Source organism: Pedobacter africanus, from assembly GCF_900176535.1.
Classification (GTDB): domain Bacteria; phylum Bacteroidota; class Bacteroidia; order Sphingobacteriales; family Sphingobacteriaceae; genus Pedobacter; species Pedobacter africanus.
Window position 1 is genome coordinate 40,614 of the sequence record NZ_FWXT01000004.1, and the last position, 16,216, is coordinate 56,829.

The window sequence follows — 16,216 nt, forward strand, 5'->3', positions numbered from 1 at the left end:
ACTGGTTTAACGCAGTAATGTTAAGGGGATACCTGGCCTTGTATGCTGTTGATCACGATAACAACTGGATAGATTTTTTTATCAAAGATGCCGAGCGTGTGTGGAGAGATGAACGGGACGAAAAAGGCCTGCTGGGAAAAAAGAAATCATTGATCGATCAGGCGGCAATGATCGAGATTTATGCAAGGCTTAGCCAAGTCAAAAGAGTATACGCAACACCAAATAAATAGATAACTTTAAAATAAAAAAATCTGATATGAGTATTTCGATAAAAAAGGAACGACGGGGTTTCATCAAAACAATTTCTGTTGGTGGATTATTATCTCTAATGAATCCGGCGTTATTGTCAGCGGCTCCTGCCGAAAAAAGAAAGAAGATCACTTTGTCTGAAAATGATATCATTTTATTTCAGGGAGATTCCATTACGGATGCCGGAAGAAGCAGGGATAATCATGATTTTAATAATACGTCTGCTTTGGGCCGGGGATATGCTTTTTTAGCCGCCTCCCAAATACTGAACAAACATGCAAGTAAAAATCTGAAAATTTACAATCGTGGAATTAGTGGAAATAAAGTTTTTCAACTCGCTGAGCGATGGGATCAGGATTGTTTTGAATTGAAGCCCAATGTATTGAGTTTGTTAATTGGTGTTAACGATTACTGGCATAAACACAATGGAAAATACGCGGGTACAACAAAAATTTACAGGGATGATCTGAGGAAGTTGCTGGAAAGGACCAGGGAAAAGCTGCCCGATATAAAGCTGATCATAGCTGAGCCATTTGCCGTAAACAAGGTTAGTGCAGTTGACGATACCTGGTACCCTGAGTTTAATGATTATCGGCTCGCAGCAGAGGAGATAGCGAAAGAATTTAATGCTGTCTGGATTCCTCTTCAGAAAATTTTTGATGAGGCACAGAAAAAGGCCCCGGGCAAGTATTGGACTGGAGATGGCGTACATCCAAGTATTGCAGGCGCACAGCTAATGGCAGATGCCTGGCTTGATGTGATGGAATAGAAACGATACGACTGCAGATAAATTGTTACTTTTACGGCATGATACCCGTTAAAGAAGATATCCTGAAAGCTGTGACTTTTAAAACTTCACGTAGTGGGGGTAAAGGTGGGCAAAATGTAAATAAGGTTTCAAGTAAGGTGGAGCTGATATTTAACATTGCAGCTGCCGATTTTTTTGATGAGCAGGAAAAAATACTCCTTCAGGAAAGGCTTGCCGGACGCCTGGACCAGCAGGGAAACCTGCATGTCGTATCGCAGGAAGACCGAAGCCAGTTGCTGAATAAAGAGAAAACCATTGCCAAGCTGATCGTCCTGTTAAAATCGGCATTGCATGTTCAGAAGAAAAGAAAACCTACGAAAGTACCAAAGGCAGTTATTAGAAAAAGACTGGCCAATAAACAAGCTATAGCTCAGAAAAAGGAATCCAGAAAAAAGCCGCAGTTTGATTAGCGAAGATTAGTTAAAGCGATAAAACATACTGATAGCGCCGTATTGATGGGCCTTTGCGCTGCTTTTTACCTCTTTAGTCTTAAAAATCATCCCAAAATCAAAAGTAAAGCGATGTGAACTGTAGTTTACACCTAATTGCTGGGCAAACACAATTGGTTTTACACCAAATGTAACTGGGTCGTTGTCGTTAAACATACTTCCCTGTATAGTTGCATCATAGGCTACAGCATTCAACTGGGGCTTGGCGTAAAAGAATACTTCACGTTTTACGAGGCCTTTTGTTTTTGATTTATTCCCAATAACTGCATTGGTATAGGCCGAATTAAACAATTGGTTAAGCCCGCCGGCCCGGAATAGAATGCCGGCCCCGGCCCCGTTAAAAATGGTGCCCAGGTTTGCATAGCCTTCAAAGCTGAAGTCAGTTGCATTGTTTTCCGCACGGTGCAGCAAACGGGTATATTGTCCCGAGAAATTCAGGGTTAGCGCATTTTTGATCTGGTATTGCCAGCCATCAAGCGCATAAAACCCCACCACATCGTGCAGCAACTCCTGCCCATCTTCTGCAAGAGAATTTGGCCCTGTGGTACCCAGCTTTGCACTTACCTTTAAAATGCGCTCGTTGCTATAAAACCAGTTCAATGCAGCGCCGCCATACAAATAGCCCGCAAAAGGGCGGTCCTGCCTGGTCGGGTCGGGTGCATAACCCGATATAGGGTTATACATTTCCTGACCTAAGGAAATTTCGTAGGTCTTTTTCTCGAGTTTAGGATTTAGCTTCTCCTGATCTATTGCATGACGAAAATAAATGAACAGGCCATTGGTATAGTAGCGGTCAGAACCTTGCGCCAGGTAAGAATCGTTATCACTTTTAAACCCAAACTCATTTTTATAAGTCTGGGTGTATGCAAAAGTGCTAAACACTGAAATAAGGATCAGGACAGTCAATAGCTGTTTCATCAGATCTGAGTTTTTTTAGGGGTAAGATCTTGTGGGTTCTTTACTTTTTCTTTGGTCAGGGCCAGTTCAATAACCTCTTTCATTTCAGTAACGTAATGGAAGTTCAGGTCTTTGATATAACTTTCCTTGATCTCCAGAATATCCTTACGGTTGGACTTGCATAAAATGATGTCTTTGATATTGGCTCGTTTTGCGGCCAGGATCTTTTCCTTGATGCCCCCAACCGGTAAAACCTTGCCACGTAATGTAATTTCACCGGTCATGGCCAGATTGGATTTAACTTTACGCTGCGTAAAGGCAGAGGTTAATGCAGTAAGCATAGTGATACCTGCCGAAGGACCGTCTTTGGGCGTTGCACCCGCAGGAACGTGTACGTGTACATCCCAATTGTCAAATAAGGCATAATCTATTTCAAATAAATCTGCATGGGCACGTAAATAGGCCAGGGCAATAATGGCCGATTCCTTCATCACCTCACCAAGGTTACCCGTAAGGGTAAGTTTTCCTTTGCCGGGGCTCAGACTGGCCTCTATGAAAAGGATATCGCCACCTACCTGTGTCCAGGCCAGGCCGGTTACCACACCAGCTACTTCATTGCCTTCGTAAAGGTCTTTATCGTACAAAGGAGCGCCTAAGATGCGTTCTACATCTTCTTGGTTCATAGTAGGGTCATAGCTGTCCTCCATTGCAATTTTAGTAGCTATACCGCGTACAAGTGATCCTATTTTTTTCTCTAATCCACGAACGCCTGATTCCCTGGTATAGTCTTCAATTACCTTCTCAATTAAGGCGCTTTTTAAATTAATGTCCTTTGTTTTTATGCCATGCTGTTCTTTTTGCTTTGGCAACAGGTATTTTTTTGCAATTTCTATCTTTTCTTCTATGGTATAGCCATTCACTTCAATGATCTCCATTCGGTCCAGTAATGCCGGATGAATGGAACTCAGCGAGTTTGCGGTTGCGATGAACAAAATGTTCGACAGATCGTAGTCTGCTTCTACATAATGATCATTAAAAGCACTGTTTTGCTCCGGATCCAATACCTCCAGTAAGGCAGAAGAAGGATCGCCCCTGAAATCTGAACCTACCTTATCTATCTCATCCAACACAAATACAGGGTTTGAGGCGCCCGCTTTTTTGATCGACTGGATGATCCTGCCCGGCATGGCCCCGATATAGGTTTTCCTGTGGCCCCGGATTTCGGCTTCATCCCTGATACCACCCAATGCCATACGTACATATTTACGGTTCAATGCTTTGGCAATGGACTTGCCCAATGAGGTTTTACCTACTCCAGGAGGGCCTACAAGGCAAAGGATAGGGGCTTTCATGTCACGCTTCAGCTTTAATACCGCTAAATATTCTATGATGCGTTGCTTAACTTTTTCCAGCCCAAAATGATCCTTGTCTAAAACACGTTGTGCACGTTTCAGGTCAAAATTGTCCTTGGTAAATTCATTCCATGGAAGATCCAGCAACAGTTCCAGGTAATTGATCTGTACCGAATAATCTGGTGCTGCAGGGTTCATGCGGCCAAGTTTCTCCAGTTCCTTGTTAAAATGAGTGGCTACCTGGGCTGCCCATTTTTTCTTTTTGGCACGGGTTTCCAGGGCTTCATATTCCAGGTCCGAAGAGTTTCCGCCCAGCTCTTCCTGAATGGTTTTTAACTGCTGATTTAAGAAATAATCCCGCTGCTGCTTATCCAGATCTGTGCGCACTTTAGACTGGATCTGGTTTTTTAGTTCCAGCATTTGCAGCTCAAGGGTAAGCAATTCCATGACCATCATTGCACGTTCACGCAGATTGGTCATTTCCAGCATCTTTTGCTTATCAGCTACATCAGCATTCATGTTTGAAGAAATGAAGTTGATCAGGAAAGATGTGCTTTCTATGTTTTTGAGTGCAATACCCGCTTCACTTGGTATATTTGGAGAAAGCTGAATGATTTGGGTAGACATTTCCTTTATGGAGGCCACCAGTGCTTTAAATTCTTTGTCTGCTTTATGTTTGGTCTCAGCAAATTTGCTGATGGTAACTTTAATGTACGGTTCAGACTGAACTTCTTCCAATAAACGAAAACGCTGTTTACCCTGGATAATTACCGTAGTGTTCCCATCGGGCATTTGCAGCATTTTAATGATCTGTGCTACAGTACCCACGCTGTTCAGCTGCTCAAATGTAGGGTCTTCTATAGATACATCGCGCTGCGAAACCACGCCAATGATCCTGTCGCCCTTATATGCTTCCTTTATTAATTTTATAGATTTATCACGGCCCACCGTTATAGGGATCACCACACCCGGAAAAAGAACTGTATTCCTTAACGGAAGAATTGGTAAAACTTCTGGTGTATCCTCATTATTCATTTCATCTTCATCCTGCTGAGACATCAATGGAAAAAATTCGGTGTCTTCATTTATGATGGGTAATGCGTTGCTAAAATCGAACGGATCTTGTTTGCTCATTAAATAAGTCTTTCTAAAAAAATAAAAACGACAATCTGACAGCATGTCGTTTAAAAAATATTAATTGTATTGCATAAGGGTATTTTCAACTCCTGTGCCAAAGTGGTAATTAAGGTGTTTGCATGTTAAAAAGTCATGCCCGGCAATAATAATTAATTAATATATCATAATTTGAATTATTTGACGTTTTAGTTAGATATTTGTAAATGGTACGATAGTTGTCTATATCCAACCTTTTAAATATATTTATTTTTTAAATAGAAGTTAATGAACTATTTCAGGCAATCGATTTTATTGTTATTTGTTTTTTCTGTAAGTACCACTTTTGCGCAAAACGGAGGCTATGATAAGCTGGGCATGCAGGCCTGGATGAAGGGCGATTATAAAGGTGCGGTAAACCAGCTCGAAAAAGCCGATGCCAAAAACCCGAATAATGCCAGTGTTCTTAAAATGCTTGGATATTCTTATTTCCAATGTGGGGATTTTGAAAACTCAATTAAAACATACAGTAACCTGATCACCTTAAAGCCTTCCGATTATTCTGCTTACTATTATAGAGGCAAGGCCCGTCAGAACATTGCTAATGATCCTAAGGAGTCATTGAATAATTTAAGAGAGAATTTCTATCTGGCGGCAATTAAAGATTTTACCAAAGCCATTGAGATCAATGGGGAAGAGGATCCTCAATTGCTCCAGAACAGAGCTTTGGCTTATAAGGATTACGCGATTTACAAATCCTATAAAATTAAGACCAAGGCCGAAAAAACTGCCTGCATATCGATTTTTAACAATTCTGTAGCTGATTTTCAAAAAGTATTATTGTTACAGCCTCAAAGAAAGGACATCCTTTCTTTGATCGACTACGTAAAAGCGCAAATCAGTAGTCTTAAATAAGATCAATTGAATTTTCCTGTAATGCTGTAGTTTTTTTCAGAAAGTAGTTTGATATGCTGTTTTTTCTTAATCCGGTACAGACTATCCGGGTAATAAGACAATGTATCAGATGAACTATACAACATGTTTGTATTCTTTACCAAGATCTGAATGCCATAGGGTTTATTGTCCTTTTTAAGGATCAATACTTCTTTTACCGGAACTTTCTCCTCTGCAGAAGCGTACAACTCGCGTTCATTGTTTTTTTGTATACTAAAAAGCCCGGCCCAGGCGCTGCGGTTGATATCCACGTCAGTAAATACAGCAAATTCCTTTGTCCAGTCGTCAAGTCTCATTTGCCTGGTTTCACTATTACCGTTCACCATTACGGTTTTGGTGATAATGGGGTTGTTTGTCTTGAGCCTTAAGGCTTCTTTTTCAAAGTAGCCTTTTAGGTCAAAATAATTTAAGTTGTGCCCTTGTTCCTGTTTAGCTGGTTTGCAGCTGTATAAGAACAAGGGTACAGCAAAGAAAAACAATATTTTTCTCATCATACCAGGCTGTTACCGGTCATGATAGCCGGTTTAGGAATTCCCATAATACTAAGGATGGTAGGGGCAATGTCGCCCAGTTTACCATCAGCTATGTTGCTGTAGTCCGGGTCTACCAAGATACACGGCACTAGGTTTGTAGTATGGGCCGTATTTACAGAGCCATCGTCATTGACCATGAATTCCGAATTGCCATGATCGGCAAGGATAATAAAGGAGTACCCATGCTCAAGCCCTTTGTTTACCACAATTTCAGTACAACTATCCGCAGTCTCAACTGCTTTAACCACCGCTTCAAAAACACCTGTATGGCCTACCATATCCGGGTTGGCGAAATTTAAACAGACAAAATCTGCCCAGCCGGTTTCTAACTCCCTGCAAATTGCTTCGGTAATGCCTGCAGCACTCATTTCCGGTTGTAAATCATAAGTAGCTACCTTAGGCGAAGGTATCATGATCCTTTTTTCATTCTCAAATACCTGTTCACGGCCACCCGAAAAGAAAAAGGTTACATGGGGATATTTTTCAGTTTCAGCAATCCTGATCTGATTTTTGTGGTATTTTTCCAAAACCTCTCCAAGTGTTTCAGTAAGATCGTCTTTGGTGAAGATCACTTTTACATTTTCAAAGTTTTCGTCATAAGTGGTCATGGTTACATAATACAATGGCAGTTTATGCATTCCAAAATCAGGGTAGTCATTTTGTGTAAGGGCTGCAGTAATTTCACGTCCGCGATCTGTCCTGTAGTTAAAGCAAATGACTACATCTCCCGGTTGTATCGTGGCAACAGGCTTACCATCGGCCTGTGTAACTACAATTGGTTTAATAAACTCATCAGTAACTCCGTCCTTGTAAGATTGTTCAATTGCAGTTACGGGATCGCTTGTTGGTTGTCCAATGCCCTGGGTAAGCAGGTCATAAGCCAGTTTAACCCTCTCCCAGCGGCTATCCCTATCCATGGCGTAGTAGCGGCCTATAAGACTGGCAATTTTAGCCGAAGTATTTTGCAGGTGATGTTCAAGGTCTTTAATAAAGTTCAGTCCAGAATTCGGATCCGTATCCCTTCCGTCCATAAAGGCATGAACAAATACATCACCAAGCTGCTGCTCAGTTGCTGCATCACACAAAGCCTTCAAATGATTGATGTGGGCATGAACGCCGCCATCTGAAGTCAGGCCTATAAAATGAACAGCTTTATTGTTGTTTTTTGCATAAGTAAATGCATCAAGCAATACTGGGTTTTGAAATAATGTCCTGTCGCTGATCGCTTTGTTGATCCTTCCTAGTTCCTGGTATACAATTCTCCCGGCACCGAGGTTCATGTGCCCAACTTCAGAATTGCCCATTTGGCCGGCAGGTAAACCAACTGCTTCTCCTGAAGCTTCCAGCTTAGAATTGGGCCACTTTTGTAGTAAGGAATCAAAAAAAGGAGTATTGGCTGCATATGCCGCATCTGAATTGTCTTTTTTTCCGTATCCCCAGCCATCAAGAATAAGTAGTACAAGCTTTTTATTGTTCATTCGTGTTTGCTTTATTTATAATGTCAACCGACATAGCAAATATAAGCCTATTGCTTCTTTTTTTTGAATCAATTTGAGTTTTATGATCTATTAATGGCATAGTTTATGTGCGTTCAAAACATTAGCTATATAGAGATGATAAAGCCCTTACTTTTTTTATTTTTATTTTTTATAGAAATCCCTTACTCTTATACGCTTCAAGGCGATATTATAGACAATTTATCTGCACAATTTAAGTCCGGAAATGCAAAAGAGATTGCCATAAATTTCTCTTCTTCTGTAGAATTAATCATCATCGACGACGAAGATGTATATTCTAAAGCTCAGGCCGAGCAGATTTTACGAAATTTTTTTACAAAATATCCGCCGGTAAAATCAACAGTTGTACACCTCATTAATACCAATCCAAATTTCCGGTTTGGTATCCTTTCCCTGCAAACAAAGAGCGGGAAATTCCGCGTTTCGATAACGATGAAAAAATCGGGTACTGCTTTTTTTATTACTGAATTGAGAATAGAGCCTGATAAATAATAGTAAAAATACTATTTTTGGGTTTAAATATTAATTTTGGATAAGCAAATCATAGATCAATTCATAAAAAATGCTATTGCCGAAGACCTTGGTGATGGCGATCACACCTCTCTTTCAACCATTCCTGCAAATGCACAAGGCAAGGCGAAATTGCTGATCAAAGAACCAGGTATTTTAGCCGGAGTTGAACTGGCGCTCGAGATATTTAAGCAGGTTGATGCAAGCCTGGTTACAGAAGTACTCATTAATGACGGCGCTGAAGTTCAATATGGAGATATAGCGCTTACTGTTTCCGGAAATTCCCAATCCATTCTTCTTGCTGAACGCCTGGTGCTAAACTGCATGCAGCGTATGAGCGGTATTGCTACCAAAACAAATCGTATTGTTAAGCTTTTGGCAGGGTACAACACGCGTTTACTGGATACACGTAAAACAACACCTGGTCTGCGGTACCTTGAAAAATGGGCCGTTCGCATAGGTGGGGGTGTCAACCATCGCATTGGTTTATACGACATGATCCTGATCAAAGACAATCACGTCGATTATGCCGGTGGCATTTCCAATGCCATTAAAGCGGCCAATCAATACCTTACAGATAAAGGCAAGAAATTACAGATAGAGATAGAAGTACGGAATATTTCTGAATTGAACGAGGTTTTAAATACCGGGGGGGTAAACAGGATTCTACTGGATAATTTTACTTTTCCCGATCTGACAGAGGCCGTTCGTATCATAGACAAAAAATACATTACAGAGGCTTCGGGTGGTATTACAGAAGAAAACGTAACCGATTACGCAGCCTGTGGAGTAGATTATATCTCGATGGGGGCATTAACCCATTCTGTTAAAAGTTTAGACATGAGTTTAAAAGCCTTTTAGGTTATGATTTCTATCTATTCTATTTCGGCAGTTCTACTGGCCTACTTATTTGGTTCTATTCCCACCGCTGTTTGGCTGGGGCAGGCGTTCTACGGTGTCGATGTGAGGGAATACGGTAGTGGAAATGCAGGTGCAACCAATACTTTCAGGGTTTTGGGTAAAAAGGCAGGAATTGCGGTAATGACTATTGATATTGCTAAAGGCTACACCGCAACTAAACTTGCCTACTTTATAGGTCTTTCTGTAACCGGCCCCCAGCATTCTGCCCAATTCGTAAATTATGAACTGGCACTCGGTGTTACAGCGGTTATGGGGCATTTATTCCCGATATTTGCGGGATTTAGGGGCGGAAAAGGGGTAGCTACTCTTTTTGGAATGATTTTAGCAGTTAACTTCCCTGCAGCGATGCTTTGTGTTCTTGTTTTTATTACAGTCTTACTGATTAGCAAATACGTATCTCTAAGCTCAATTTGTGCCGGATTTACTTTTCCGCTGAGTATAGTGTTCGTGTTACAGTCATCCATAAAATCTGAAGTCCTCTATGGCATGTGTGTTTGTGTGCTGATACTGGTTACCCACCAGAAAAACCTGGAAAGACTGTTAAAGGGAAAAGAATCCAAAGTATACCTGTTTAAAAGGAAAACGAATTAAACAAAAAACTTATGAAAAGAGCATTAATTATAGGCATCACTACTGTTGGGCTTGCATTTTCCTCCTGTTCTACTGTGCCGCTTACCGGCAGGAGCAGGTTGAATTTGGTAAGCGATGCTCAGGTATTGCCAATGGCTTTTCAGGCCTATAACGAGTTTTTAACTGAGAATAAAGGCGCAGTGCTTTCTGCTTCGAATGCAGATGCGCAAAGGGTTAAGCGGATCGGTAACAACCTGATTGCATCCGTAAAAAGCTATATGAACAGCAACAATTATGGCGACCTGATCAAAGACTACAAATGGGAAGTAAATGTAGTTCAGAGTAAAGAATTGAATGCCTGGTGCATGCCTGGCGGTAAAATAGTAGTTTACACCGGTCTATTGCCTGTTACCAAAGACGATGCTGGATTGGCCACTGTTATGGGACATGAAATTGCCCACGCCATTGCCGGGCACTCTGCGGAGCGCATGTCGCAGCAAATGGTTGCCCAGGGAATTGGCGTTGCAGGAAATGTAGCCCTATCAAAAAATTCAAAAACCCAATCTGTATTTAATACTTTATATGGTGTAGGTACTCCGCTGGCGATGCTAAGTTACGGACGTAATCAGGAATTGGAGGCAGACCGGCTAGGTCTGATCTTTATGGCGATGGCCGGGTACAACCCTCAAACCGCAACTGCTTTCTGGCAAAGGATGTCGGCTGCCTCACAAGGCAGTCAGAAACCACCTGAGTTTTTAAGCACGCACCCTAGTGATGCAACCAGGATCGCGCAGATACAAAGATTATTACCGGAAGCACAGAAATATTATAAACCTGCCGGACGGGTGAATTAGCATACAGGCTGCCAGAGAAATGGCAGCCTTTTTTATGGAATAAGCGTCTGCACCATAGCAGATGCTTTTAGCAGACATTCTTCATACTCTGCAGCAGCCTGGGAGGCATAGGTAATGGCGCCTCCAACCTGGAATGACAAATACCCTGCTTTTGCTTCATAGAGCAAGCTCCTGATGACCACGTTAAAATCAAAATTTCTATCGGGGGTAATATAACCTATCGCTCCTGAATAAGCTCCGCGTTTGGTATATTCATAGGTTTCTATCAGCTCCATCGCCTTAACCTTTGGTGCCCCTGTCATAGAACCCATAGGAAATGCTTGTTTTATGGCGTCTATAAAATGCACCTCCGGATCCAATTCGCAGCTGATGGTCGATATCATCTGGTAAACCTGCGGAAAACCGTAAATACCAAAAAGTTCATCTACCTGTACAGTGCCTTTTACTGCGCTTTTTGTAAGGTCATTACGTACCAGGTCTACAATCATCACATTTTCAGCTTGCTCTTTGGTGTTGTCCCGCAAGGCCTGCCTGATCAAAGCATCTTCCTTTGCATCCTTACTTCGTCTGGCTGTACCTTTAATAGGTTGCGAGATAAGCCTATTTCCTCTTTTACAAAGAAACCTTTCCGGACTCGCAGAAAGAATGTACTGATCTTTGATTTTAAAGAAACCCGAAAAAGGGGTTGGGGATACCTCACTTAATCTATGATAAATGTAGACAGGATCTATAGCGGCATGTTCTGCAAAAAACTCCTGGCAAAAATTAATTTCATAAACGTCACCCCGTACAATATGCTGTTGCAAGGCTTCTACAGTTTTGATGTACGATGCTTTTGACAGACGACTTTGAATTTGGATCGCTGTGTTTGCCTTGGGAGCGATCGGCCCCATATGATTAATGGTATCCAGGATATCAGCCGGCCCCTTCAGCACGGTTATTGCGTTTCCTTTAATGGAAATCAGGTACTGAGGAATGAAAAAAAACAACTCAGGAAAATTGAGTTGGTCTGACCCTGTTGAGTTCAGCAGCTCAATTTCATTTTTAAGGTCATAACCAAGCAGGCCAAACATCCAGCCAGGTTGCTGCTCATAAAAGGCCTTAAGTTCATTAAACTTATGCCCAGACCGGGCGTTCAATACTTTTTGATCTCCGGCAGCTATAATGAGATCAAAATTTCCATACGGATCCGCATAACCATTGGAATCAAGTATGCAGCAAACATCAAAGGCTGCTGCCCAAACCAATGCTTTTTGCTTAAAAGAATATAAATCCTGAATGCTCATTTTAATTGCGCAAATGTAAAATAAAAAAGGCGGCCAATGGCCGCCTTTTTACCTATATTTTAGATAAACTAATTCAAAACTAAGGTTTGTACCCGGTCTGGTCCTACAGAAAGGTACTTCACAGGAACTTCCAGCTCTTTCTCCAGGAACGCGATATATTCGCTGAGTTTGGCAGGGATTTCTTCCACTTTACTTACCTTGGTCACATCGGTTTTCCATCCCTCAATTGCTTTCAGTACCGGTTTGGGCTTAACCGAGATGATATCATATGGCATGTAGTCAATTGTTTCACCGTTATGCTCATAATGTGTACACGCATAAATCGTATCAAATCCATCCAGTACATCCGCTTTCATCATAATGAGCTCTGTTACACCGTTCAGCATAATCGCATATTTTAAAGCAGGAAGGTCAATCCATCCACAGCGGCGCGCGCGCCCGGTAGTTGCCCCAAATTCATGGCCCACCTGGCGTAAAGTTTCCCCTACCTCATCATCCAGTTCGGTAGGAAAAGGGCCGCCGCCTACACGTGTGCAATAAGCTTTGAAGATACCGTAAACACTGCCTACTTTATTTGGGGCAATGCCCAAACCGGTACAGGCACCGGCAGTAGTGGTATTTGATGAGGTTACAAATGGATAGGAACCAAAATCCACATCCAGCAAAGTACCTTGTGCGCCTTCTGCCAATACAGTTTTACCTTGTTTCAGGTAGCCGTTTACAAAATGCTCGCTATCTACATGAGGGATGCCCTTAATGAAATCAACGGCTTCAAAAAAAGCAGCTTCCTTTTCTGTAAGGTCATATTCAAACTCGTAATGTGAAAGTATTTCTTTGTGTTTTTCAACCAGTTTGTTGTAACGCTCTTTAAAGTCAGGCAGGGTAGTATCGCCAACCCTCAGGCCATTACGACCTGTTTTATCCATATAAGTTGGGCCAATTCCCTTCAGTGTAGAACCGATCTTATCTTTACCCATTTTCTGTTCATTTGCTGCATCCAGCAACTGATGGGTTGGCAGGATCAGGTGTGCCTTACGTGCAATGACCAGTTTACCTGCGGCAACAGGATCATGCCCTGCTTTTTTCAGGTTGTCCAATTCCCTTTTTAAAATAATGGGATCTATAACCACCCCGTTTCCAATCAGGTTCATGGTCTTTTCATTAAAGATACCAGATGGAATGGTGTTCAAAACAAATTTTTTGCCATCAAATTCTAAAGTATGGCCAGCATTCGGACCGCCTTGAAAACGAGCTATCAAATCATATTGCGGACTTAGAACATCAACAATTTTTCCCTTGCCTTCATCGCCCCATTGCAGGCCCAGAAGCACGTCTACTTGCGTCATTATGTAAATTTAAAAATGGAAATATTATAATTGGTTAACTTGCATGCTTAATGCCGGTGGCATTTTGATTATTCATAGATGCTTTTGCCGAGCAATCAAAGCAAACGCCATAAAGATTTAAAGAATGGTGCTTGATGTCGAATTTTAACAGTTCACCTACCATGCTTTGTATCTGTTGTATACGTGGATCGCAGAATTCTACAACTTTTCCGCAATCAATACAGATCACATGATCGTGCTGGTGGTAACCATAAGACTTTTCAAACTGTGCCATGTTTTTCCCAAACTGATGTTTGGTCACCAGATCGCATGATACCAGCAGTTCTAAAGTATTGTATACTGTAGCCCTGCTTACACGATATTTCTGGTTTTTCATGTGGATATAAAGGGTCTCCACATCGAAATGGTCATCTCTTGAGTAAATTTCTTCTAAGATGGCAAAACGCTCCGGTGTTTTTCTCAGACTTTTATTTTCGAGGTAGGCTTCGAATATTTTTCTAACCAACTCGCTGTTGTGGTTTGTCGACATAGTTTTTAAACTCCTTTCAAAGGTATCAATTTTTTATATAAACGCTATGATTTATTGTTATTTTTAGGCGTCAAAACGCGTAACCCCGGTTACGCCTTTGACTTCTAACAGATTTTTAATCAGGTTGTCCAGGTGTTCCTTGTCATTTACAAAGATCATAATAGAGCCGTCAAAAATACCATTATCTGTATCTACCGTTATAGAGCGCATATTTACCTTAAAATCGTTTGAGATTACCTTGGTGATGTTATTGATTAATCCGACATCATCAATGCCTATAATGTGCAGTCCGGTCAGGAAGGTCAGTTCTTTTTGCCTGTTCCATTTCGCCTTAACTACCCGGTACCCATAATTGGCCATCAGTTGTGCAGCATTCGGGCAATTGGTACGGTGTATCTTTATCCCCTCGTTCACCGTCACAAAGCCAAAAACATCATCGCCAGGAATCGGGTTACAGCAAGCAGCGAGTGTATAGTCGATCTTTTGCAGGTCTTCTCCAATCAGTAAAATATCCGACTCAGGTCCTTTTACCTTGCTCAGCAATGCGTCAATCTGCTGGTGTTCGTTCTTCTCAGCACCTCGATTTTCTATTTCCTTTTCGCTGGCCAGGTAATCCTTCAGATCTTTTAATTCAATTTTACCCTTGGCAACTGCAATAAAAAGCTCTTGTGTGGAGGGCAGTTTAAAGAAATAGCTGAGTTTATTTAAATTGTCGGTATTGTAAGTGATCTTAAGTGATTTCAGTTTACGCTCCAGGGTTTCCTTACCCATTTCGGCAATTTTCCGCTTTTCTTCTTTTAAGGAAGATTTGATCTTGGATTTTGCTTTGGCGGTAACAACAATGTTCAGCCAGTCTTCTTTTGGCGCCTGCTTGCCTGAGGTGATGATCTCTACCTGATCGCCGTTCTGCAGTTTATAAGATAGTGGTACCAGTTTATGGTTCACTTTGGCGCCTATACATTTCGCCCCCACGTCCGTATGGATCTCAAAGGCAAAATCGAGCGCTGTAGCACCAAGGGGCAATTGCAGTAAAGCCCCTTTCGGCGTAAAAATAAAAATCTCGTCTGAAAAGAGGTTCATCTTGAAATCATCCAGAAAATCCAGTGCGTTGGCTTCCGGGTTGTTCAGCATCTCTCTAACCTTCATGATCCACTGATCAAGACCATTGTCATTGCTCGATTCTTTATATTTCCAATGCGCAGCAAAACCTTTTTCTGCAATTTCATTCATCCGCTGCGTGCGGATCTGCACCTCCACCCATTGTCCTTTAGGACCCATTACCGTGGTATGCAAAGATTCGTATCCATTTCCTTTAGGAGAAGATACCCAGTCGCGCAAACGGTCGGGATTAGGCCGGTAAAGGTCGGTTACAATGGAATAAGCTTTCCAGCAGTCTGCCTTTTCATTTTCAGGCGGGCTGTCAAGAATAATTCTGATGGCGAAAAGGTCATACACCTCTTCAAAAGGGATGTTCTTGCTTTTCATTTTATTCCAAATGGAATGGATAGATTTTGGGCGCCCGTAAATGTCGGCAGTTAAACCTTGCTCCGCCAGAATCTCATTGATTGGCTCTACAAACCTTTTGATAAATAAAGTCCGTTCCGCCTTTTTCTCGTTCAGTTGAGTGGCAATGTATTTATAGGTGTCCGGTTCCAGGTATTTCATGGAAAGGTCTTCCAGCTCAGATTTTATGGCATATAAACCTAAACGATGCGCAAGGGGGGCGTATAGGTAAATTGTTTCAGAAGCAATTTTAAGCTGTTTCTGCCTGGGCATAAAATCCATGGTCCGCATGTTGTGCAGCCGGTCAGCCAGTTTAATTAAAATCACCCTTACGTCATCTGCCAGGGTAAGCAGCATTTTTCTGAAGTTCTCTGCCTGCAGCGAGCTGTTGTAATCAAAGACCCCCGATATTTTGGTCAGCCCGTCAATAATTTTGGCGGTCTTTTTACCAAACTCACGTTCAATGTCTTCCAGTGTAATGTCCGTATCTTCTACTACATCGTGGAGCAATGCACATACAATAGAGGTTGTGCCCAATCCGATTTCCTCAGCCGCAATCTGGGCCACAGCAATAGGATGGTAAATATAAGGCTCTCCAGATTTTCTCCGCATGTTTTTATGGCTTTCCAATGCCATATCAAAAGCCTTTCTGATCTCTTTTTTATCCCCGCGCTGCATTGTTGGCTTACAAGCACGTAAAAGCGCACGGTATCTTTTTAGTATTTCCTGCTTTTCCGCTTCTAAATCAATAACTAATGCGTTCTTCATTGATATCCCCTTATTTTCGTTTTGTAATTTGTGTCCTCTTAATATAATTCTTTTATA

Annotated in this window: 16 protein-coding genes; 8 read left to right on the forward strand and 8 right to left on the reverse strand. The window is 41.7% G+C overall.

Annotation, left to right across the window (positions count from 1 at the left end; translation table 11 throughout):
• Positions 1–17 precede the first annotated feature (17 nt).
• The 3 genes from B9A91_RS20015 to arfB are packed head-to-tail and all read left to right on the forward strand — an operon-like array spanning position 18 to position 1,467.
• Positions 18–230 (forward strand): hypothetical protein, encoded by a 213-nt coding sequence (locus B9A91_RS20015; RefSeq protein WP_084240817.1) that lies wholly within the window; start codon positions 18–20, stop codon positions 228–230.
• A gap of 26 nt (positions 231–256) precedes the next feature.
• Entirely contained in the window at positions 257–1,018 is a 762-nt protein-coding gene (locus B9A91_RS20020; RefSeq protein ID WP_084240818.1) for an SGNH/GDSL hydrolase family protein, read from the forward strand.
• Positions 1,019–1,056: 38 nt separating this feature from the next.
• A complete protein-coding gene (arfB, locus tag B9A91_RS20025) occupies positions 1,057–1,467 on the forward strand; it encodes an alternative ribosome rescue aminoacyl-tRNA hydrolase ArfB (protein ID WP_084240819.1) in 411 nt (136 codons plus the stop codon).
• A 6-nt stretch (positions 1,468–1,473) separates the two neighbouring features.
• On the opposite strand, the gene B9A91_RS20030 is transcribed toward arfB, so the two are convergent.
• On the reverse strand, positions 1,474–2,424 hold the full coding sequence (locus tag B9A91_RS20030) for a lipid A deacylase LpxR family protein (protein WP_084240820.1): 951 nt from the start codon (positions 2,422–2,424) through the stop codon (positions 1,474–1,476).
• A complete protein-coding gene (gene lon, locus B9A91_RS20035) occupies positions 2,424–4,889 on the reverse strand; it encodes an endopeptidase La (protein WP_084240821.1) in 2,466 nt (821 codons plus the stop codon). The genes B9A91_RS20030 and lon overlap by 1 nt, the downstream gene beginning before the upstream one ends.
• Before the next feature lie 267 nt (positions 4,890–5,156).
• Between lon and B9A91_RS20040 the strand changes: the two genes are divergently transcribed.
• Positions 5,157–5,783: a tetratricopeptide repeat protein gene (locus tag B9A91_RS20040; protein WP_084240822.1), complete on the forward strand. Its 627-nt coding sequence runs from the start codon at positions 5,157–5,159 to the stop codon at positions 5,781–5,783.
• 2 nt (positions 5,784–5,785) lie between these two features.
• Here B9A91_RS20040 and B9A91_RS20045 read toward each other — a convergent pair whose 3' ends face one another.
• Both B9A91_RS20045 and gpmI read right to left on the reverse strand, forming a co-directional pair.
• Positions 5,786–6,316, reverse strand: a complete 531-nt coding sequence (locus B9A91_RS20045; protein WP_235012619.1) for a hypothetical protein — start codon at positions 6,314–6,316, stop codon at positions 5,786–5,788.
• A complete protein-coding gene (gpmI, locus tag B9A91_RS20050; RefSeq protein ID WP_084240824.1) occupies positions 6,313–7,833 on the reverse strand; it encodes a 2,3-bisphosphoglycerate-independent phosphoglycerate mutase in 1,521 nt (506 codons plus the stop codon). Before gpmI ends, B9A91_RS20045 begins: the two co-directional genes overlap by 4 nt.
• A gap of 135 nt (positions 7,834–7,968) precedes the next feature.
• Here gpmI and B9A91_RS20055 point away from each other — a divergent pair, with 135 nt between their 5' ends.
• Genes B9A91_RS20055 through B9A91_RS20070 form a run of 4 tightly spaced genes read left to right on the forward strand, consistent with a single transcriptional unit; the run spans position 7,969 to position 10,727 of the window.
• The gene (locus tag B9A91_RS20055) at positions 7,969–8,364 is read left to right on the forward strand and encodes a DUF4783 domain-containing protein (RefSeq protein WP_235012620.1); all 396 of its coding nucleotides are present in this window, start codon (positions 7,969–7,971) and stop codon (positions 8,362–8,364) included.
• A 36-nt stretch (positions 8,365–8,400) separates the two neighbouring features.
• The gene (gene nadC / locus B9A91_RS20060) at positions 8,401–9,243 is read left to right on the forward strand and encodes a carboxylating nicotinate-nucleotide diphosphorylase (RefSeq protein ID WP_084240826.1); all 843 of its coding nucleotides are present in this window, start codon (positions 8,401–8,403) and stop codon (positions 9,241–9,243) included.
• Between the two features lie 3 nt (positions 9,244–9,246).
• On the forward strand, positions 9,247–9,894 hold the full coding sequence (gene plsY / locus B9A91_RS20065) for a glycerol-3-phosphate 1-O-acyltransferase PlsY (RefSeq protein ID WP_084240827.1): 648 nt from the start codon (positions 9,247–9,249) through the stop codon (positions 9,892–9,894).
• A gap of 11 nt (positions 9,895–9,905) precedes the next feature.
• Complete coding sequence (locus B9A91_RS20070; RefSeq protein WP_084240828.1) at positions 9,906–10,727, forward strand: M48 family metallopeptidase; 822 nt, start codon at positions 9,906–9,908, stop codon at positions 10,725–10,727.
• Positions 10,728–10,759: 32 nt separating this feature from the next.
• On the opposite strand, the gene B9A91_RS20075 is transcribed toward B9A91_RS20070, so the two are convergent.
• The 4 genes from B9A91_RS20075 to B9A91_RS20090 form a co-directional block, all read right to left on the reverse strand.
• Positions 10,760–12,013 (reverse strand): anthranilate synthase component I family protein, encoded by a 1,254-nt coding sequence (locus B9A91_RS20075; RefSeq protein WP_084240829.1) that lies wholly within the window; start codon positions 12,011–12,013, stop codon positions 10,760–10,762.
• A gap of 68 nt (positions 12,014–12,081) precedes the next feature.
• Entirely contained in the window at positions 12,082–13,359 is a 1,278-nt protein-coding gene (locus B9A91_RS20080) for an adenylosuccinate synthase (RefSeq protein ID WP_084240830.1), read from the reverse strand.
• Positions 13,360–13,393: 34 nt separating this feature from the next.
• Positions 13,394–13,888, reverse strand: coding sequence for a Fur family transcriptional regulator (locus tag B9A91_RS20085; RefSeq protein WP_084240831.1), 495 nt, complete (start codon positions 13,886–13,888; stop codon positions 13,394–13,396).
• 63 nt (positions 13,889–13,951) lie between these two features.
• Positions 13,952–16,159: a RelA/SpoT family protein gene (locus tag B9A91_RS20090; protein ID WP_084240832.1), complete on the reverse strand. Its 2,208-nt coding sequence runs from the start codon at positions 16,157–16,159 to the stop codon at positions 13,952–13,954.
• Positions 16,160–16,216: the final 57 nt, after the last annotated feature.